Below are 17,613 nucleotides of genomic sequence, written 5' to 3' on the forward strand. Positions count from 1 at the left end.
GGATAGCGGGGGTGACGCCGAACCCCTGCATCGGCGTCAACTAGGCTCACCACCATGAGCGAGCACGAAGAACACAGCCACGGCGGAGTGTACTCCAAGAAGGGCCGGGAGTACAACCGGGACAGCAACTACATCACCACGCGCATCGTCGCCGAGCCTCGCCCGGACGCCGACGAGCGCCCGGTCGAGCCGGGGCGCTACCGGCTGATCGCCGCCCGGGCCTGTCCGTGGGCCAACCGGACGCTCATCGTCCGCAGGCTGCTGGGCCTCGAGGACGTCCTCAGCGTCGGCATGCCCGGGCCCACCCATGACGCCGACTCCTGGACGTTCGACCTCGACCCCGGCGGCGTCGATCCCGTCCTCGGCATCCACAAGCTCAAGGACGCCTACGAGAAGCGTTTCCCGGGCTACCCCCGCGGCATCACGGTGCCCGCGATCGTCGAGGTGTCCTCGGGCGAGGTCGTCACCAACGACTTCGCCCAGATCACCCTGGACTTCTCGACCGAGTGGACGGCCTACCACCGCGAGGGCGCCCCCGATCTCTACCCCGAGGCGCTGCGCGAGGAGATGGACGCCGTGATGAAGCGCGTCTACACCGAGGTCAACAACGGCGTCTACCGCTGCGGCTTCGCGGGTTCGCAGGAGGCCTACGACGCCGCCTACGACCGGCTCTGGATGGCGCTCGACTGGCTGGAGGAGCGGCTGGCGGACCGGCGCTACCTCATGGGCGAGTCGATCACCGAGGCCGACGTCCGGCTGTTCACCACCCTGGCCCGCTTCGACGCCGTCTACCACGGGCACTTCAAGTGCAACCGCAACAAGCTGACCGAGATGCCGAACCTGTGGGCCTACGCCCGCGACCTGTACCAGACGCCCGGCTTCGGCGACACGATCGACTTCGTGCAGATCAAGCAGCACTACTACATCGTGCACACCGACCTGAACCCGCTCTCGATCGTGCCCAAGGGCCCGGACCTGACCGGTTGGCTGAGCGCGCACGGCCGCGAGAAGCTCGGCGGGCGTCCCTTCGGCGACGGGACCGCGCCCGGGCCCGTGCGCCCGGACGAGGTCAGCCCGCACGTGCTACGCGCCTGAGCCGCCGGGTGGGCGCCTGGACTGGCCCTACCGGTTGACGGGCAGGACGATGTCCTGTCCGGACAGTCGCAGGTGGACGCCGTCCTCGGCGACGTCGAGGCCGTCCACCCGCAGCCCCGCCAGCGCCGGCAGCGGGAGGAGCTGCGCGGGGTCGACCTGCGGCTGGGCACTCTCGCCCTGGTCCCCCGGGCCGAAGCCCGCGATGCCCGAGACGCTGACGCGCTGATCGACGACCCTCAGCGTCTGGGCGGGCGCGTCCAGCTCGAGCCCGAACGTGGCGCTCACGTTCACGCGGACGCCGAGGACCTCGCGGGCGAACGTGGTGCTCAGCCTGCCGTCCCCGGCGTAGGCGACGGGGCGTCCGGCGAAGGAGCTCAGCTGGTCCAGCGGCAGCAGCGCGGTTGCCTGCGCGTTCGCCGCGTGCCACGCGCCGTCCCGCAGCCGCACGTCGGTCAACTCGACATCGACATCGCTGACCCGGGCGCGCCGCTCGCCGGCGTCCACGCCGAGCGCGTCGCCCGTCAGGTGGACGCTCGGGAACGCGCGCTGGGCCAGGTGGGTGACGAACGGCGTACCGGCGATCTCGACGTGCGGGCGCGTCTCGAAGCCGGCGGCGGACTGCACCTGCCCCGCCGCGTTGTCTTCGACCCAGGTGCGGATCGGCTCGTCGGCGACCAGCAGGCCGACGACGAGGAGCATGAGGGCGGCGGTGACGCCGCCGACGATGCCGAGGAACCAGCGCATCAGCCGATGCCGAGGAGGCGCTCGATCCCGATGGTGAGCCCCGGCTGCGACGGGACGGCCCGCACCGCGGTCAGGACACCCGGCATGTACGACTCGCGGGTGAACCCGTTCTCGACGAGCACGAGCTGCTCGCCCTCGTTGCCGAAGCGCACCTCCTGGTTCGCGAAAAGCCCGCGCTGACGGACGGCGTGCACGTGGATGCCGTCGATCTCTGCGCCGCGGGCGTGCCCGGGGTCGATCCGGGTGGCGTCCGGCGTCGGCCCCAGCCCGGCCGCCTTGCGGGCAGCGGCGATCTTGCCCGCGGTGGTCTTGGCGGTGCCGGACGGGGCGTCCACCTTGTTGGGGTGGTGCAGCTCGATGACCTCGACCGACTCGAAGAACGGGGCCGCCTGCTCGGCGAAGTGCATCAGCAGCAGCGAGCCCACCGAGTAGTTCGACGCGATGATGACGTTGCTGTCCTTGCCCTTGAGCCAGCCGCGCACCTGCGCGTACTCGTCCTCGCCGATGCCGGTCGTGCCGACGACGACGTGGACGCCGTGCTCGATGCACCAGGCGACGTTGCCCATCACCGCGTCCGGCACGGTGAAGTCGATCGCGACGTCCGCCTGCGCGGCGGGCTCGCGATCGTCGCCGTCGTCGATCGCGGCGACCAGCTCCAAGTCCTCCGCGGCCTCCACCGCCTGGCAGATCGTGACGCCCATGCGCCCCTTCGCTCCGAACACAGCAACCTTCATGCCGCCATCCTATAAGCGGCCACCTCCGCGTCCGTGCCGGCTGGCCCCGCTCCGCGCTCCTGCCCGCCGGACGCGCCGAGGCCCGGCCCCCTGCGTGGGGACCGGGCCTCGGCGTGAGCGTGGGAACGGATCAGGCGTCGGCCTGCTCCTCCTCCTTCTCCTCCTCGACGGGGGCCAGCGAGAGCTTGCCCTTGTCGTCGACCTCGGTGATCTCGACCTGGATCTTCTGGCCGACGGACACGACGTCCTCGACGTTCTCGACCCGCTGGCCGTTGTTCAGGCCACGGAGCTTGCTGATGTGCAGCAGGCCGTCCTTGCCGGGGAGCAGGGAAACGAACGCGCCGAACGGCATGATCTTGACGACCGTGCCCAGGTAACGCTCCCCCTTCTCCGGCATGGTCGGGTTCGCGATGGCGTTGACCATGGTGCGGGCGGCCTCGGCGGCGTCCCCGTTGTCGGCACCGATGTAGATGGTGCCGTCCTCCTCCACCGACAGGTTGGCGCCGGTGTCGTCCTGGATCTGGTTGATCACCTTGCCCTTCGGGCCGATGACCTCGCCGATCTTGTCGACGGGGATCTTCACGGTGATGATCCGCGGGGCGAAGGGGCTCATCTCGTCGGGCACGTCGATGGCCTCGCCCATGACGTCCAGCAGCGTGAAGCGGGCCTCGCGGGCCTGCAGCAGCGCCGAGCCGAGCACGGAGGCCGGGATACCGTCCAGCTTGGTGTCGAGCTGGAGCGCCGTGACGAAGTCGCGGGTGCCGGCGACCTTGAAGTCCATGTCGCCCATGGCGTCCTCGGCGCCCAGGATGTCGGTGAGCGCGACGTAGCGCATCTCACCGTCGATCTCCTCGCTCATCAGGCCCATCGCGATGCCCGCGACCGGGGCGCGCAGGGGCACGCCGGCGTTCAGCAGCGACAGGGTGGACGCGCAGACCGAACCCATCGACGTCGAGCCGTTGGAGCCCAGCGCCTCGGAGACCTGACGGATCGCGTAGGGGAACTCCTCGCGGCTCGGCAGCACCGGGATCAGCGCGCGCTCGGCGAGGGCGCCGTGGCCGATCTCCCGGCGCTTCGGCGAACCGACGCGGCCGGTCTCGCCGGTGGAGTACGGCGGGAAGTTGTAGTTGTGCATGTAGCGCTTCGTCGTCTCCGGCGAGAGCGTGTCGAGCTTCTGCTCCATGTCGAGCATGTTCAGCGTGGAGACGCCCAGGATCTGGGTCTCACCGCGCTGGAACAGCGCCGAGCCGTGGACGCGCGGCAGCACGCCGACCTCGGCGGACAGGGTGCGGATGTCGCGGACGCCGCGGCCGTCGATGCGGACCTGCTCGGTCAGCGTCTTGTGGCGGACGACCTTCTTCGTGAGCGCACGGAACGCGCCGGTGATCTCCTTCTCGCGGCCCTCGAAGGCGCCGTCGAGCTCGTTGTGCACCTCGGCGAGGAGGGCCTCGGTGGAGGTCTCGCGCTCCTGCTTGCCGGCGATGCTCATCACGACGCGCAGCCGCTCGGCGGCGGTGCGCTCGACCTGGTCGTAGACGTCGGTCTCGTAGTCCTTGAACACCGGGAAGGCCTTGGTGGCCTTCGGCAGCTTGGCGGACAACTCGGCCTGGGCGTCACACAGCGCCTTGATGAAGGGCTTGGCGGCCTCGAGGCCCTCGGCGACGACCTCCTCGGTGGGGGCGGTGCGACCGGAGCGCACGAGATCCCAGGTCTCAGCGGTCGACTCGGCCTCGACCATCATGATCGCGACGTCGCCGTCGGGCAGGACGCGCCCGGCGATCGCCATCTCGAAGCTGGATTCCTTCATCTGCTCCACGGTCGGGAAGCCGACCCACTGGTCGCCGATCAGGGCGACGCGGACGCCGCCGACCGGGCCGGAGAACGGCAGGCCGGCCAGCGTGGTGGAGGCGGAGCCGGCGTTGATGGCCAGCACGTCGTAGCGGACGTTGGGGTTGAGCGCCATCACCGTGATGACGACCTGGACCTCGTTGCGCAGGCCCTTGACGAAGCAGGGACGCAGCGGGCGGTCGGTGAGGCGGGCGGCGAGGATGGCGCCCTCGGACGGGCGGCCCTCGCGGCGGAAGAACGAGCCGGGGATGCGGCCGGCGGCGTACATGCGCTCCTCGACGTCCACCGTCAGCGGGAAGAAGTCGATGGCGTCGCGCGGGTTGTTCTGCGCGGTGGTCGCCGACAGGAGCATGGTGTCGCCGTCGAGGTAGACAGCGGCGGAGCCGTTGGCCTGACGGGCCAGCAGGCCCGACTCGAAGCGGACGACGTGCTTACCGAGCTTGCCGTTGTCGATCACGGCCTCGGTGTACTGAAGGTCGGGGCCCTCCATAGCCATGGAAGTGTCCTTTCGTTGGGTGCCCCACCCGACGCGGACGAATGCGGTCTTCGATCGAGGACCACGGGGGCGCTAGACACCCGGGGGCCACTACCGAGGACCGACACCGCAGTCGGCCAGGGCGCGATGATGATGTGGAGTTGGCTTCCGTTGAGGAAGGTACTGCAGCGGACATGCGAGAAGGGAGCGGCCACGCGGGCCGCTCCCTCATCGACAGGAGCCTGAACTCAACGACGCAGCCCCAGGCGGCGGATCAGCTCGCGGTAGTGCTCGACGTCCTGCTTGGCGACGTAGTTGAGCAGACGGCGACGCTGACCGACCATGAGCATCAGCCCACGGCGGCTGTGGTGGTCGTGCTTGTGGCTCTTGAGGTGCTCGGTGAGGTGCGAGATGCGCTTGGTGAGCAGCGCGATCTGCACGTCGGGAGAGCCGGTGTCTCCGGGCGCCGTCGCGTACTCTTCGATGATCTTCTTCTTGGTCTCGGCATCCACGAAGGGTGCTCTCCTCTCGGTTTCCCGTTGCGCGGCGCTCCCCCAGCCGGATGGCCGGTGAACCGGGGTTCACCGTGGGGAGCTCTTGGGCGTCCGCGGCCGTCGTGACGGCGATCACCCAGTCTAGCGGCTCGGGTGACGGCACACGAAATCGGGGTCCGCGGACGCCCCTCGCGGCCGCTTCCCCGCGCGGCCTTCGCGCAATCGACCACGCCGCCGGGGCGTGGCGCTAGGGTGAGCGGGACAACGTAGCCCGTTCTGACGAGGCCCGCCACAGTATCCTGCGTGGCCCGCGGCAGGTCCGAGCGGATGTCCGAAATAAGGAGTCAGTTATGACTGTCGTGATCGGGATCCCTCGCAGCACCGATCCTCAGGAATCCCGGACGCCGATCGTCCCCGACGTGGTCAAGAAGCTGGCGGGCCTCGGCGCCCAGGTCGTGGCCGAACGCGGTGCCACCGACCGGGCCTTTCTCACCGAGGACGCGCTGGGCGAGGTCACCTGGGTCGACTCCACCGCCGACGTGATCGATGCGGCCGATGTCGTGTGGACGATCGGCAACCTCGACCCGGCAGACGAGGCGCGGCTCCGCCCAGGACAGGTGCTCATCGGCATGCTGTCGCCGTACGCGAGCGCCGACCATGCCCAGCGACTGGCCGACCAGGGCGTCACCGCCTTCGCGATGGAGTTGCTTCCGCGCATCTCCCGGGCCCAAAGCATGGACATCCTGTCGTCCCAGAGCGCGGCCGCCGGCTACCAGACGGTGCTCATCGCCGCGGCCCGCTCGCCGAAGTTCTTCCCGATGCTCACCTACGCCGCCGGCACGATCCGGCCCGCACGCGTGCTGGTGATCGGCGCCGGAGTCGCCGGCCTGCAGGCGATCGCCACCGCCAAGCGACTCGGCGCGGTCGTCGAGGGCTACGACGTGCGTCCCGAGACGCGCGAGCAGGTCGAGTCGTTGGGCGCGAAGTTCGTCGACACCGGCGTCAGCGCGGTGGGGTCCGGCGGCTACGCCCGCGAGCTCACGCCCGACGAGCTCGAGCAGCAGGAGCGGGCGCTCGGCCGAGCGGTCGCCAACGCGGACGTCCTGATCACGACGGCCGGCGTCCCCGGCAAGAAGGCCCCGGTCATCGTCACCCGCGCCATGGTGGACGCCATGCGCCCCGGCGTCATCATCGTGGACGCCGTCGCCGAGCAGGGCGGCAACGTCGAGGGCACGGTCGCCGGCAAGGAGATGCTGGTCGGCCCCGCGCACGTCGTCGGCCCGGTGAACCTGCCGGCCCGCATGCCCGTCCACACCTCCGAGATGGTCAGCCGCAACCTGTTCAACTTCACCGCGCCGATGATCGTCGACGGCCAGCTCGTCATCGACGCCGAGGACGAGGTCATCCGCGGCACGGCGTTGACCCACGGCGGTCAGATCGTCAGCGAGCGCGCCGCCGGCGTCCTCGGTCTCGTCGCCGGGACGATGCTCGCCGCCCCGCCGGAACCGGAGCCGCAACCCGAACGGCAGCCGGGCGCCGCGCCTGAGCCGGGGTCCGCGCCCGAGCCAGGGTCCGCGCCTGAGCCGGGCGTCGACGACCGCACGGTCGTGCTCGATCACGACGCGTCCACGGTCTACGCCGGTGACCCGCAGCTGAGCGATGAAGCTCCACCGCCGTCCGGTTTCGAGCCCACGTTCGAGGGCGACCCGCAGCCGTCCGGCCTCGAGCCCACACAGCGCGAGCCGCAGCCGTCCGGCTTTGAGGCCACTCCCGAGCGCGAGCCGCTGGCGCCCGACGCCGACCGGACGCCCACCCAGGAACCGCCCACGGGGGGTGCCACTGCCGCCGGGCAGCAGCCGGCGTCGCCGTGGGGCAGGCCCGAGCAGTACGCCCCGATCCGTCCCGACCAGAGCCAGGAGCCCCAGGCATGATCGACCTGTTGTACGTCTACATCTTCGTGCTGGCGGCGCTCGTCGGCTACGAGGTGATCTCGCACGTCCCCGTGATCCTGCACACCCCGCTGATGTCAGGGTCGAACTTCATCCACGGTGTCGTCCTCGTCGGGGCGATGTACACCCTGGGCCACGCCGAGGGACCGCTCCAGATCACGCTCGGCTTCCTGGCCGTCCTGCTCGGTGCCGCGAACGCCGCCGGCGGCTACGTGGTGACCGAGCGCATGCTCGGCATGTTCGCTTCGAAGAAGAAGCCCGCCGCCCAGATCGCCCGGGAGCGCTGACATGACCTTCGTCCTCGTCAACGCCGTCTACCTCATCGTCGCCGTCTCGTTCATCTTCGGCCTGAAGGCCATGAGCTCCCCCGTCACCGCCAAGCGCGGCATCTTCTGGGCGGGCATCGGCATGGCCGTCGCCACGGTCACCACCTTCTTCATCCCCGGCCTGCACAACCAGTGGCTGATGCTGATCGCCCTGATCATCGGCGGCGCGGTCGCCGTCTGGCTCGGCCGCACGGTCAAGATGACCGACATGCCGCAGATGGTCGCGGTCTACAACGGGATGGGCGGCGGCGCCGCCGCGCTGATCGCCGCGATGGAGTTCGCCGGCGGCCAGATCGACCGTCCCGTCACCGCGATCATGGCGGTGCTCGGCGCGCTCATCGGCTCGGTGGCCTTCTCCGGCTCGATCGTCGCGTTCCTCAAACTGCAGGGCATCATGAAGAAGGCCCTGACCCTTCCGGGACAGAACCTGGCGAACCTCGTGCTCGCCCTGGTGGTCGTCGTGCTCGGCGTCGTCGTCGTGCTCACGCAGAACCCGGTGGCGGTCATCTTCTTCTTCCTGCTCGCGTTGCTGCTCGGCGTCGTCCTCGTCTCCCCCATCGGTGGGGCCGACATGCCGGTCGTCATCTCGCTGCTCAACGCGTTCACCGGCCTCGCAGTGGGCTTCGAGGGTTACGTGCTCGGCAACCCGGCCCTCATCATCGCGGGCATCGTCGTCGGCGCCTCCGGCACGCTGCTCACCCAACTGATGGCCAAGGCGATGAACCGCCCGATCCGCAACGTCATCTTCACCCCGATCACCGGCGAGGCTCAGGCCGGCGGCCAGATCGAGGGGACGATGAAAGAGATGTCCCCGATGGACGCCGCGGCGGCCATGCGCTACGCGGAGAAGGTCATCATCATCCCGGGCTACGGCATGGCCGTGGCGGGCGCCCAGCACAAGGTGTGGGAGATGACGAAGCTGCTCAACGATGCGGGCGTCGAGGTCAAGTTCGCGATCCACCCGGTCGCCGGCCGCATGCCCGGCCACATGAACGTGCTGCTCGCCGAGGCCGGGGTGCCCTACGACATGATCTTCGACCTCGACGAGATCAACGACGAGTTCGCCCAGACCGACGTGGCGCTGGTGATCGGGGCGAACGACGTGGTCAACCCCGTCGCGCGCACCGACAAGAACTCGCCGATCTACGGCATGCCGATCCTGAACGCCGATCAGGCGCACCAGGCGATCGTCATCAAGCGCGGCCGCGGCGCCGGCTACTCGGGGATCGAGAACGCCCTGTTCTTCGCCGACAACACCTCGATGCTGTACGGCTCGGCGCAGCAGGCTGTCGCCGACGTCGTCGCGGACCTGAAGACACTGCTGTGAGACTCAGCCCAACCTGGGTCGGGCCCGCCGTGCCGGCGGGTCCGGTTCCGGTGGCCTAGGGGGTGACCTCCACCACCGAGCTGGGCTCCGGGGTCGGGATCTGAACAGGCTCGCCGTACTGTCCGAAGGTTGCGTTGACGCGTTCGCCCTGAGCGCGCTCGGAGCGGACCGGCCGGTCGGCGTCGTCGATCCACACGTCCTGGGTCAGCCCGTTCGGCCCGGTCAGCGTGTAGTGCCGGGTCGCGACCCCGCCGACGTCCTGGGCGCCGACAAACGCGGCCTTCGTCACCCGAGGCGCAAGAGCCGCGAAGTCGTAGGTCGCCTGCACCTCGCCCACGGCGTCGGGAAGCGCGGCCAGCGGCCCGCGCAGCCAGCGGCCACCGGTCAGGTCGCCCGCCTTCACCGCGGCCGTCGCCCCGTCGATGATCACCTCGATGCCGCCGCTCCCGGACGACCGGACGTGCAGCTTCGGCTCCCCGTCGGCGAAGTCCAAGCCCGCGGTGCCGGACCCCTGCTTCGCGCCGTCGGAGCCGACGATCTCGAAGGAGGCCGTCGCCGTGCGCGCTTCGCGTTGCGCTTTCCCGATCGCCCCGGTCAGCGCCGCGGCGTCGACCTCCTGGCCCGGGGACGCGGCGGGGACCGTGGGCTCGACGGAGGCGCCCGCGGACGCCGTGGGCGTCCCGGGGGTCGGTGCCGGCTCCGCGGCCTGCGTGCAGCCCGTGAGGGCGATCGCCGACGCGACGAGCAGGACGGACAGCTTGTTCATGGTGCCTCCTGGATGCGTGTCGTCCCGAGCCTACCGAGCCCGCGAAAGGCACGGGTTCCCCGCGTGGGTGGCCACTTCCGACAGACGGACCGGGTTGGTGCTGACGGCGACTATCCAGCACACTGATGCATGTCTGAATCACGCGAGGAGGGTCACCCCATGAGCCAGCAGAGCACCAAGAAGCCAGTCATCGACGTCCGGCTGGCCACCGAGGACGACCTCGCGAGCCTCGCGGAGGCCGGCCGAGCCGAGAAGGGCTTCGGCGAGGAGAACCTGAAGCTGCAGGAGGGCGGCGACTATCTGTTCGTCCTCGGTTTCCTCGACGGCACCCTCGCCGGCTGGGTGGTCCTCGATTCCCGCGAGGACACCGAACTGCGCCCCGAGATGCGCAACCTGCTCGTGTACCCCGAGCACCGCCGTCAGGGCCTCGGCATCGCGCTGTCCCGCTTCCTGGAGCGGGCCGCCGCCGAGCAGGGCTTCGACGAGATCCAGCTCGCGGTCGATCCCGACAACCCCGCGGCGATCCCGCTGTACATCAACCTCGACTACTCCCCGACCGGGCATCACCGCACGGTCGTGCGCAAGGTCGTCGCCAAGGACGGCTCCGTGTCGGAGCAGGAAGGTCGCGACGCGGTCTATCGCAAGTCGCTGCGCATCAACGCCTGAGAAGAACGGCTCAACGCCCCAGGGGGCACCGCGCGTCCGCGGTCCACAGGCCCTGGACGTCCAGCGTGGCGCTGGCGTCGGGCGCCAGCAGTGTCAGGCGCAGCGGCCGGTCGGCGTCCAGTCCGACGAGCACATCGCGCCCCCGCTCCAGCGCGGCGGCGACGGCGCCGATGTCGTCCAGGCGTCGTCCCGAGAGCACGAGCGTGGTTCCGTCAGAGAACGCGAGTTCCCACTGCCCCGCGACCTGCCCTCGCCGAAGCGACGACGGACGGACACCCTCGCGGCAGACGGCCTCCAGTGCCTGGACCGTGAGGCGGGCGGTCACAGCACGGTGTTCAAAGAGCACCGCCCGGCCCTGGGCGCGCAACTCCTGCAGGTCGGCCCCGGTCACGGGCAGCGCAGAGCGGCGTCCTCGCCGCAGGAGCGCGGACGCCCGCCGAAGGCCCGCGCGGGGGGCGGGCAGGGTTGTCGACATGCGTCCATTATGCGGCAGGGATAGCGACAGGTAAATCGAATCGAGCCCGGAGAGTGGTTAAGTCCTCAATGACTCCACGGACCGGGCCGCCGGTGGCCAGTTCAGTCGCCGGCCAGCAGGACGCGGCAGCGCGCGACGTCATGCTTCATCTGCTCGACGAGCGCCTCGATGGAGTCGAACCGCACCTGGCCGCGGATGCGCTCGATGAAATCGACCGCGACGCGCGCGCCGTACAGCTCGAGATCGGTGCGGTCGAGGACGTAGGACTCCACGCGCCGCTCGACCCCGTCGAAGGTGGGGTTGGTGCCCACCGAGATCGCCGCCGGCCACGCCTGGGCCGCGGCGTCCGTCTCCTCGCCGAGGGCGTCGCGTCCGTCGACCCGCGTCAGCCAACCAGCGTAGACGCCGTCGGACGGACAGGCCAGCTCGTCGGGCACGGGCACGTTGGCCGTCGGGTAGCCGAGCTCCCGGCCGCGTCGATCACCGGGCGTGACCACCCCGCTGAAGCGGAAGGGACGCCCGAGGTACTCGGCCGCCTGGCGGACGTCCCCAGAGGCGAGCGCGTCGCGGATCGTGGTCGAGCACGTCTCCTGGTCGCCGATGCCGACCAGCGGCAGCGCGGTCACGGCGAACCGGCCGCGTCCGAACTCGCGAAGCGTGTCGACGGTCCCCTGCGCGCGGTGACCGAAGCGGAAGTTCTCTCCCACGACCACGCGCGCCGGATCGAGCGGCTCGATGACATCGCGCAGGAACCGCTCGGGCGCCATGGACGCGAACTCCGGGGTGAAGTCGATGACGCGGACCTCGTCTGCGCCGGCCTCCTTCAGCAGCTCGACCCGCTCCTCGAGCCGGGTCAACAGCTTGGGCGCGCGGTCGGGGCGCACCACGGCCATGGGGTGTGGCCAGAAGGTGATGACGATCAGTGGGAGGCCGGGCTCGGCGCGCTTGGCCTCACGCAGCACCTCGCGATGCCCGGGATGGACGCCGTCGAAATTGCCGATCACCACGACCGATTGCGTCACCTGGACTCCCCCATCCCTCGTTCCGCCAGAACTGTACAACACCCTCCACGGGCTCCAGGCACCCGGCCGTCCACCCGTCTGGCCGGTGCGAACGGTGCCGCGCGGCCCGCCGCGCAGGCCACAGCGGGTCCGCGAGGACGGGCGACCCGGCAGCGCGAACCGCGGTGGCCGCGACGCAGACGTCGCGTCGCGGCCACCGTCCGGCGTCCACCCGGCTCGGCCGTCAGGGCTGCTGTCTGCCCCAGAAGCCGTCGTCCGCGAACAGCTCGTCGACGATCTCCTCCAGCAGGTTGAGCTCGAGCGCGGTGTCGAGCACGGTGTAGCGCTTGCGGACCATCTGGGCGCGCAGGTAGGTCTGCCGGAAGCGCGCCCAGTCGAGCTGGATGTCGCTCGGGTGCGCCGGGGCACCGACGGCCCGCAGCATGCGCTGCAGTTCCTCGGGCGCGATGATCTGCTCGCGCAGCCGGGCGCTCAGCTGTGGCCACGCAGCCTTGAGCGTCTCGATCCGCTGGGCGAGCTCGTCGGGCGTGACCCACTTGGCGAGTTGCTGGGTGACCAGCTCGTCGACGAGGTTCGGGACCGGGTGCAGCTCGCGCACGCGCGCCTCCATCGCCTCCTCCGAGGGCCACGCCGACACGGCGGCGTCGGTGTCCAGCCCCGCGACATCGCGCTCCAGCAGCCGCTCGTAGAACGCGGAGACGGCCACCGTGCCGACCGCGACCTTGAAGCCGTGGCTGAGTCGGCGCGGCTTGATGTCGACGCCGTGGCCCTCCATCTCCCACAGGTGGCTGAACTGGTGCTCGGCGCCGGACGCCGGACGCGACGACTGGTGTGCCTGCATCGCCAGCCCCGACATGATGAGCCCCTGTGCCAGGTCGCGCGTCGCCTCGACGTCGTGAGCGGCCAGCGCTTCGGGACGCGCCAGCGACGTCCGCAGCGGCCCCTGCACCAGGTCCCACACGCTCGGGTCGATGACCTCGATCTGCAGGGCGTCGGCGAGCAGCCAGTCGGCGCCGGCCGTCACCTTGCCGAGCAGATCGCCGTACCCGGACGCCGTCATCACGGTGGGGGCTGCGGCCATGACCGTCAGGTCGGAGATGCTGGCGGCGGGCGCCGGGCACGACAGCGTCTGCTTGAACCCCTCCACCGCGATCGACGCCCCGAAGGCGGTGAACCCGTCCATGGACGCCGCCGTCCCGACCTGCATGTACGGCCGCGTCAGCTCGCCGGAGGCGCGCTTCACGATGTCGTTCAGCGTGCCGCCGCCGACGGCGACCGCTGTGGCGTCCACGCCGGCCAGCGCGTCGCGCAGGGTCTCGCAGTTCTCGTACTGCGCGTACAGCTCCGGCTCGCCAGGGAACACGTACGGGTCGAGGGTGCGTACCCCCGACGCCCGCAGCCGTTCGTTCACGGCGCGCCCGGCGACCTCCATCGTGCGTTCGTCGCCGACGACGACGGCGGCCGCGTCGCCGAAGAGTTCGGTGAAGACCTCTCCGGCGCGCGCGATCGCCCCCTCTTCGACGACGGCGACCTTGGTGTCGGTCGCGTCGACCAGTGCCTTCTCGATGAGCTCCGACATAGCCCCTACTTCGCCGCCTCGTGGTCGACGAGGTCGTGGGTGAGGTCACGCATCTGGGGCCAGGCGGCCATGTACTTGTCCCGGTAGTAGGAGTACTCCTCGTGGCGCGCCTGGTCGGGCTCGATGGTTTCGAGATCGTGCACCATGTTGTCGGCGGCTTCCTCCAAGGACGAGTAGATGCCGGCACCCATGGCGGCCAGCATCGCGCTGCCGAGCGCCACGGCGTCCCCGACCTCGGTCAGGGTGACGGGCTTGTTCATCACGTCGGCGTGCATCTGCATCAGGTCGTGGCTCTTGGTCATGCCGCCGCAGGCGACGACCTCGTTGACCTGCATCCCGGCGTCCTCCATGGCCTTGAGGTTGTGGGCGTTGCCGTAACAGATGCCCTCCTGGATGGCCTTGTAGACGTGCGCGGGACCGTGGTGCAGCGACAGGCCCCAGATCATGCCGCGCGCCTTGGAGTCGGTGTACGGCGTCCGGTTGCCCTGGAAGTACTCGTTGATGATGAGGCCGTCGCAGCCGATCGGGATGTCCTTGGACCGGTCGTTCATGATGTCGTACACGTGCAGGCCGAGGCTGTCGGCGGCGCTGACGACGTCCCGGGCGAAGTTGTCCTTGAACCACTTCATCACCGAGCCGGTGGAGACCTGGCCGCCCTCGACGGTGTACTGGCCGGGCGCGACGCCGTCGGTGTACGCGCCGAAGAACCCCTTGCCGTGGATCGGCTTGTCGGTCTGGCCCGTGAACACGTGGGAGCTGCCCGTGATGAGGGCCATCTTGCCGGGCTTCACGACGCCGAGGCCGATCTGGCCGGCCCAGGCGTCCGCCGGCCCTTGCGCGACGGGGATGCCGGGCAGGAGGCCGAGCAGCTGCGCCGCGACGGTGCTCAACCCGCCGACCGGCTTGCCGAGGTCGACGACGTTCTCGGGGATCTTGTCGAACACGTCGCCGCAGCCGATGTGCTCGTAGAAGTCGACGGGCCAGCCGCCCTTGTCGCGGTTGTAGTACATGCGCAGCGCGGCGGAGTTGATGTTCGTCGTCCACTCGCCGGTGAGCTTGTAGGTCAGCCAGTCGGGGGCGTCCACGAGGTGCACGGCGTTGTTGTAGGTCTCGGGCTCGTTCTCACGCAGCCACGCCGCCTTGAAGGGGTACCACTCGGCCGTCGCGGGGGCGGTGCCGTCGCCGTTGTAGAGGCGGGCCCACGAGTCGGACGTCTCTGCCTTGGCGGCCTGCTTGGTGGCGCGCACGTCCATCCACATGATCGCCGGACGGAGTTCCTCGCCCTTGGCGTTCATGGCGACGACCGTCATCGTGGTGGCGTCGTAGCTGATGCCGGCGATCTGCGCCGGCGCGATGCCGGAACCGGTGAGGGCCTTGCGGCAGGACGCCTGCAGCGCCTCCCACCATTCCTTCGGGCTCTGCTCGGCCCATCCGGCCCGAGGGTGGGTGGTCTGGTACGGGGTCGCCGCGAAATAGATCGGCGTTCCCCGCAGATCGAAGATCGCGACTCGGCAGCTCTCGGTGCCGTAGTCGATGCCCAGCAGGTACTGATCGGTGGCCATGATGTTTCCTCTCGGGGTGCAACGGTGCACCCAACGTGCCGCAACGGTGCGGCGACCTGGCGTGACGGTATTCGGTTGTGACGCGGTCGAGCGACCGCGGGAGGTGGCGATGGGTCGCCGGCGCAGGACACTCGCTGTCGCCGGCGGCGGTGCTGACGGCCACGGCCGGCCCGCAGGGAGCCGGCCGCGCCGTCAGTCAGTCGTCGTTCTCGCTCCAGCCGAGCTCGGCCCACGCCGACGCGGGGACCAGCCGGTCGATGCGGTCCAGGACGAAGGTGGGGGTGTGGTCGGCGTCGAGCGCCCGGACGTCGTCGGCGGTCGCCTCCCCCGTGAGAACGAGCGCCGACACCATGCCGGTGTCGAGCGCCATCTGGATGTCGGTCTGCAGCCGGTCGCCGACCATCACGGCGTGCTCGGTGCGCACGTCGAGCCCACGCAGGGCCTCCGTGAGCATGACGGGGTCGGGCTTGCCCAGGTTGAGGCGGCACTTCGTGTTGGTGCAGGCCTCGATGGCCGCCGTGATGGCGGCGCAGTCGGGCTCGCCGCGTCCCCCGGGGAACGGGCAGAACCGGTCGGGGTTGGTCTGGATCAGGAAAGCCCGCTTGTGGAACCAGATCGCGTCGAAGGCGATCTGGAGCTTGCGGTAGTCGAACGTCCGGTCGTAGGAGGCGATGACGATGTCGATCTCCTCCGGATCCTCGCTCATGCGGATGCCGGCCTTCGCGAGCGCCTTCTTCAGCGGCTCCTCGCTGATCGGGAACACCACCGCGTCCGGGTGATTGGACTGCAGCCACCGGGTCGTGGTGACGACGGTGTTGGCGATGTCCTCGATGTCGGTCGGCAGGCCCAGCTTGTTGAGCTTGGCGGCGTACTGCTCCGGATCCTTCGTCGGGTTGTTCGACAGGAACCGCACGGGGATCTCCCGGCGGCGGAGCTCCGTGATCATGCGGGCGGCGCCGGGCAACAGGTGGTCGCCCAGGTAGATGGTGCCGTCCATGTCGAAGACGTAGGCGTCGTAGAACTCCTCCGGCCCGCGGAGGTGGTCGGTCCCGGTCGTCATCGCCGCCTACTCGCAGGCGTTGGCGGCCGCGATGGCCTCGTCGGCCGTCTTGCCCTCGTCGTAGGCCTTGAGCGCGGCGACCTTCGGCGCCGAGTGCGAGGTCTCGTCGAAGGTGTAGCCGAGGAACTCCCGAGCGAGCCGACGGGCGAGCTCGACGCCGATCACGCGCTGGCCCAGGCACAGCACCTGGGCGTTGTTCGAGAGCACGAGCCGCTCCACGGAGAAGCTGTCGTGCGCGGTGCAGGCGCGGATCCCCCGGACCTTGTTGGCGGAGATGGCCACCCCCATGCCGGTGCCGCAGATGAAGATGCCTCGGTCGGCGTCCCCGGCGGCGATCACCTGGGCGCCCTTCACGCCGACGTGCGGGTAGTCGATGTCCTCGCCGTTGCCCACGCCGACGTCGATCACCTCGTCGACGCGGTCGTCGCCCTCGAGGTCTTTCTTGATGGCTTCCTTGTACTCGTAGCCGGCGATGTCCGCGGCAACAACGATGCGCAGCCCCATGTCTCGGGCTCCTTCCCTCTCAGCAGCAGTGCTGTACCGGTGCGTGCCTCGAAAGTAGCACGAAGGGTGTTTGAGGCACCATAGTTTGTGTGAAAAACGGTGGCCCTCCGACGAGAGCGACCGGGCTCAGCCTAGGAGCCGCCGCCGAGAGAAACTAGGCGTCGTCGCGCACCGGAACCACTTCGAGAGGGACGCCCAGGTCGTCCAGCCGCTGCCGGACCCCGTCGTCGATGCCGTCGTCGGTGAAGACCACGTCGAAATCGGTCAGGGACGCGAACGCGTGCAGCGCTCGGCGCCGGAACTTCGTGTGATCGAGGATGAGGTAGCGCGTCCGCGACGACGCCAGCATCGCCTGCTTGATCTGCGAGGCGTCCGAATGCGGGTGGAAGCAGCGTCCCTCGCTGATCCCGGACGCGGAGATCACCGCGACGTCGGCGCGCAGGTCGTGGATCATGCCGACGGTCGCCGACCCCATCAGCGACTCCGCCCACGCCTCGTACGAGCCGCCGGCGACCAGCAACCGCACGCCCGTGGAGTGCTCGACCTCCCGCGCCACCAGCAGCGAGTTCGTGATCACCGTCAGCGGGGTCAACCCCGCCATCGCGCGCAGCGCCCACACCCCCGAGGTCGAGTCGTCGATCATCAGCGACATGCCGGGCGAGACGTGGCGGGCCACGGCCTCGCCGAGCGCCCGCTTCTGCGGGACGTTCTGGCCGAGCCGGAACGACGCGGACGCCTCGTGCAGACCGGTGGCCAGGGCCGAGACCGTGCCCCGGTTGCGCTGCACCAACCCGGCTTCCTCGAGCGCCGCGACGTCGCGGTAGATCGTCATGACCGAGACGCCCATCGCGTTGGCGAGGTCTTCGACCGTCGCGCTCCCGCGGGCGACCACCCGGTCGGCGATCAGGTTGCGGCGCTCCAACTGGTCGCTGGCGCTACCGCGGCCGCCTTGTCTCTCGCTCACGGTCCCTCCTTGCGGTCACTGTA

The 17,613-nt window shown here is 70.0% G+C and carries 17 protein-coding genes; 5 read left to right on the top strand and 12 right to left on the bottom strand.

The window, feature by feature from the left end:
* The first annotated feature begins 54 nt into the window (after positions 1 to 54).
* On the top strand, positions 55 to 1,095 hold the full coding sequence (locus tag BN1187_RS00325) for a glutathione S-transferase family protein (RefSeq protein WP_052462111.1): 1,041 nt from the start codon (positions 55 to 57) through the stop codon (positions 1,093 to 1,095).
* A 27-nt stretch (positions 1,096 to 1,122) separates the two neighbouring features.
* On the opposite strand, the gene BN1187_RS00330 is transcribed toward BN1187_RS00325, so the two are convergent.
* The 4 genes from BN1187_RS00330 to rpsO form a co-directional block, all read right to left on the bottom strand.
* Positions 1,123 to 1,839 (bottom strand): LmeA family phospholipid-binding protein, encoded by a 717-nt coding sequence (locus tag BN1187_RS00330; RefSeq protein WP_040157471.1) that lies wholly within the window; start codon positions 1,837 to 1,839, stop codon positions 1,123 to 1,125.
* Positions 1,839 to 2,573, bottom strand: a complete 735-nt coding sequence (dapB, locus tag BN1187_RS00335) for a 4-hydroxy-tetrahydrodipicolinate reductase (protein ID WP_040157473.1) — start codon at positions 2,571 to 2,573, stop codon at positions 1,839 to 1,841. The genes BN1187_RS00330 and dapB overlap by 1 nt, the downstream gene beginning before the upstream one ends.
* Before the next feature lie 130 nt (positions 2,574 to 2,703).
* Positions 2,704 to 4,911 (bottom strand): polyribonucleotide nucleotidyltransferase, encoded by a 2,208-nt coding sequence (locus tag BN1187_RS00340; protein ID WP_040157475.1) that lies wholly within the window; start codon positions 4,909 to 4,911, stop codon positions 2,704 to 2,706.
* Between the two features lie 233 nt (positions 4,912 to 5,144).
* Positions 5,145 to 5,408, bottom strand: a complete 264-nt coding sequence (rpsO, locus tag BN1187_RS00345) for a 30S ribosomal protein S15 (RefSeq protein ID WP_040157477.1) — start codon at positions 5,406 to 5,408, stop codon at positions 5,145 to 5,147.
* Positions 5,409 to 5,740: 332 nt separating this feature from the next.
* Between rpsO and BN1187_RS00350 the strand changes: the two genes are divergently transcribed.
* The 3 genes from BN1187_RS00350 to BN1187_RS00360 are packed head-to-tail and all read left to right on the top strand — an operon-like array spanning position 5,741 to position 8,992.
* Positions 5,741 to 7,321: an NAD(P) transhydrogenase subunit alpha gene (locus BN1187_RS00350; protein ID WP_072041911.1), complete on the top strand. Its 1,581-nt coding sequence runs from the start codon at positions 5,741 to 5,743 to the stop codon at positions 7,319 to 7,321.
* Positions 7,318 to 7,626, top strand: coding sequence for an NAD(P) transhydrogenase subunit alpha part 2 (locus BN1187_RS00355; RefSeq protein ID WP_040157479.1), 309 nt, complete (start codon positions 7,318 to 7,320; stop codon positions 7,624 to 7,626). The genes BN1187_RS00350 and BN1187_RS00355 overlap by 4 nt, the downstream gene beginning before the upstream one ends.
* A 1-nt stretch (position 7,627) precedes the next feature.
* Positions 7,628 to 8,992, top strand: coding sequence for an NAD(P)(+) transhydrogenase (Re/Si-specific) subunit beta (locus BN1187_RS00360; RefSeq protein WP_040157481.1), 1,365 nt, complete (start codon positions 7,628 to 7,630; stop codon positions 8,990 to 8,992).
* Between the two features lie 55 nt (positions 8,993 to 9,047).
* Here the strand turns inward: BN1187_RS00360 and BN1187_RS00365 are convergent, their stop codons facing one another.
* A complete protein-coding gene (locus BN1187_RS00365; protein ID WP_040157483.1) occupies positions 9,048 to 9,758 on the bottom strand; it encodes a hypothetical protein in 711 nt (236 codons plus the stop codon).
* Positions 9,759 to 9,917: 159 nt separating this feature from the next.
* Here BN1187_RS00365 and BN1187_RS00370 point away from each other — a divergent pair, with 159 nt between their 5' ends.
* Complete coding sequence (locus BN1187_RS00370; RefSeq protein ID WP_040157485.1) at positions 9,918 to 10,424, top strand: GNAT family N-acetyltransferase; 507 nt, start codon at positions 9,918 to 9,920, stop codon at positions 10,422 to 10,424.
* 10 nt (positions 10,425 to 10,434) lie between these two features.
* Here the strand turns inward: BN1187_RS00370 and BN1187_RS00375 are convergent, their stop codons facing one another.
* From BN1187_RS00375 to BN1187_RS00405, 7 genes are all read right to left on the bottom strand, one after another.
* Entirely contained in the window at positions 10,435 to 10,899 is a 465-nt protein-coding gene (locus BN1187_RS00375) for a hypothetical protein (RefSeq protein WP_147675031.1), read from the bottom strand.
* Positions 10,900 to 11,000: 101 nt separating this feature from the next.
* The gene (locus BN1187_RS00380; protein ID WP_040157489.1) at positions 11,001 to 11,921 is read right to left on the bottom strand and encodes a bifunctional riboflavin kinase/FAD synthetase; all 921 of its coding nucleotides are present in this window, start codon (positions 11,919 to 11,921) and stop codon (positions 11,001 to 11,003) included.
* A 223-nt stretch (positions 11,922 to 12,144) separates the two neighbouring features.
* The gene (locus BN1187_RS00385; RefSeq protein WP_040157491.1) at positions 12,145 to 13,500 is read right to left on the bottom strand and encodes a sn-glycerol-1-phosphate dehydrogenase; all 1,356 of its coding nucleotides are present in this window, start codon (positions 13,498 to 13,500) and stop codon (positions 12,145 to 12,147) included.
* A gap of 5 nt (positions 13,501 to 13,505) precedes the next feature.
* Positions 13,506 to 15,062 carry an FGGY-family carbohydrate kinase gene (locus tag BN1187_RS00390; protein WP_040157494.1) on the bottom strand — a complete coding sequence of 519 codons (1,557 nt, stop codon included), beginning with the start codon at positions 15,060 to 15,062 and terminating at the stop codon, positions 13,506 to 13,508.
* Positions 15,063 to 15,258: 196 nt separating this feature from the next.
* Positions 15,259 to 16,122, bottom strand: coding sequence for an HAD-IIA family hydrolase (locus BN1187_RS00395; RefSeq protein WP_040157497.1), 864 nt, complete (start codon positions 16,120 to 16,122; stop codon positions 15,259 to 15,261).
* A gap of 6 nt (positions 16,123 to 16,128) precedes the next feature.
* Complete coding sequence (locus BN1187_RS00400) at positions 16,129 to 16,626, bottom strand: ribose-5-phosphate isomerase (RefSeq protein ID WP_040157500.1); 498 nt, start codon at positions 16,624 to 16,626, stop codon at positions 16,129 to 16,131.
* A 154-nt stretch (positions 16,627 to 16,780) separates the two neighbouring features.
* Positions 16,781 to 17,590, bottom strand: a complete 810-nt coding sequence (locus tag BN1187_RS00405; protein ID WP_040157502.1) for a DeoR/GlpR family DNA-binding transcription regulator — start codon at positions 17,588 to 17,590, stop codon at positions 16,781 to 16,783.
* Between the last annotated feature and the right edge of the window lie 23 nt (positions 17,591 to 17,613).

This window comes from Nigerium massiliense (genome assembly GCF_000826085.1).
Taxonomy (GTDB): Bacteria; Actinomycetota; Actinomycetes; order Propionibacteriales; family Propionibacteriaceae; genus Propioniciclava; species Propioniciclava massiliense.

Coding starts and splice junctions, on each gene's coding strand:
- BN1187_RS00355 (WP_040157479.1), top strand. CDS start 7,318: ATGATCGACCTGTTGTACGTCTACATCTTCGTGCTGGCGGCGCTCGTC.
- BN1187_RS00385 (WP_040157491.1), bottom strand. CDS start 13,500: ATGTCGGAGCTCATCGAGAAGGCACTGGTCGACGCGACCGACACCAAG.
- BN1187_RS00350 (WP_072041911.1), top strand. CDS start 5,741: ATGACTGTCGTGATCGGGATCCCTCGCAGCACCGATCCTCAGGAATCC.
- BN1187_RS00400 (WP_040157500.1), bottom strand. CDS start 16,626: ATGGGGCTGCGCATCGTTGTTGCCGCGGACATCGCCGGCTACGAGTAC.
- BN1187_RS00330 (WP_040157471.1), bottom strand. CDS start 1,839: ATGCGCTGGTTCCTCGGCATCGTCGGCGGCGTCACCGCCGCCCTCATG.
- dapB (WP_040157473.1), bottom strand. CDS start 2,573: ATGAAGGTTGCTGTGTTCGGAGCGAAGGGGCGCATGGGCGTCACGATC.
- BN1187_RS00370 (WP_040157485.1), top strand. CDS start 9,918: ATGAGCCAGCAGAGCACCAAGAAGCCAGTCATCGACGTCCGGCTGGCC.
- BN1187_RS00375 (WP_147675031.1), bottom strand. CDS start 10,899: ATGTCGACAACCCTGCCCGCCCCCCGCGCGGGCCTTCGGCGGGCGTCC.
- BN1187_RS00395 (WP_040157497.1), bottom strand. CDS start 16,122: ATGACGACCGGGACCGACCACCTCCGCGGGCCGGAGGAGTTCTACGAC.
- BN1187_RS00325 (WP_052462111.1), top strand. CDS start 55: ATGAGCGAGCACGAAGAACACAGCCACGGCGGAGTGTACTCCAAGAAG.
- BN1187_RS00390 (WP_040157494.1), bottom strand. CDS start 15,062: ATGGCCACCGATCAGTACCTGCTGGGCATCGACTACGGCACCGAGAGC.
- BN1187_RS00360 (WP_040157481.1), top strand. CDS start 7,628: ATGACCTTCGTCCTCGTCAACGCCGTCTACCTCATCGTCGCCGTCTCG.
- BN1187_RS00365 (WP_040157483.1), bottom strand. CDS start 9,758: ATGAACAAGCTGTCCGTCCTGCTCGTCGCGTCGGCGATCGCCCTCACG.
- BN1187_RS00340 (WP_040157475.1), bottom strand. CDS start 4,911: ATGGAGGGCCCCGACCTTCAGTACACCGAGGCCGTGATCGACAACGGC.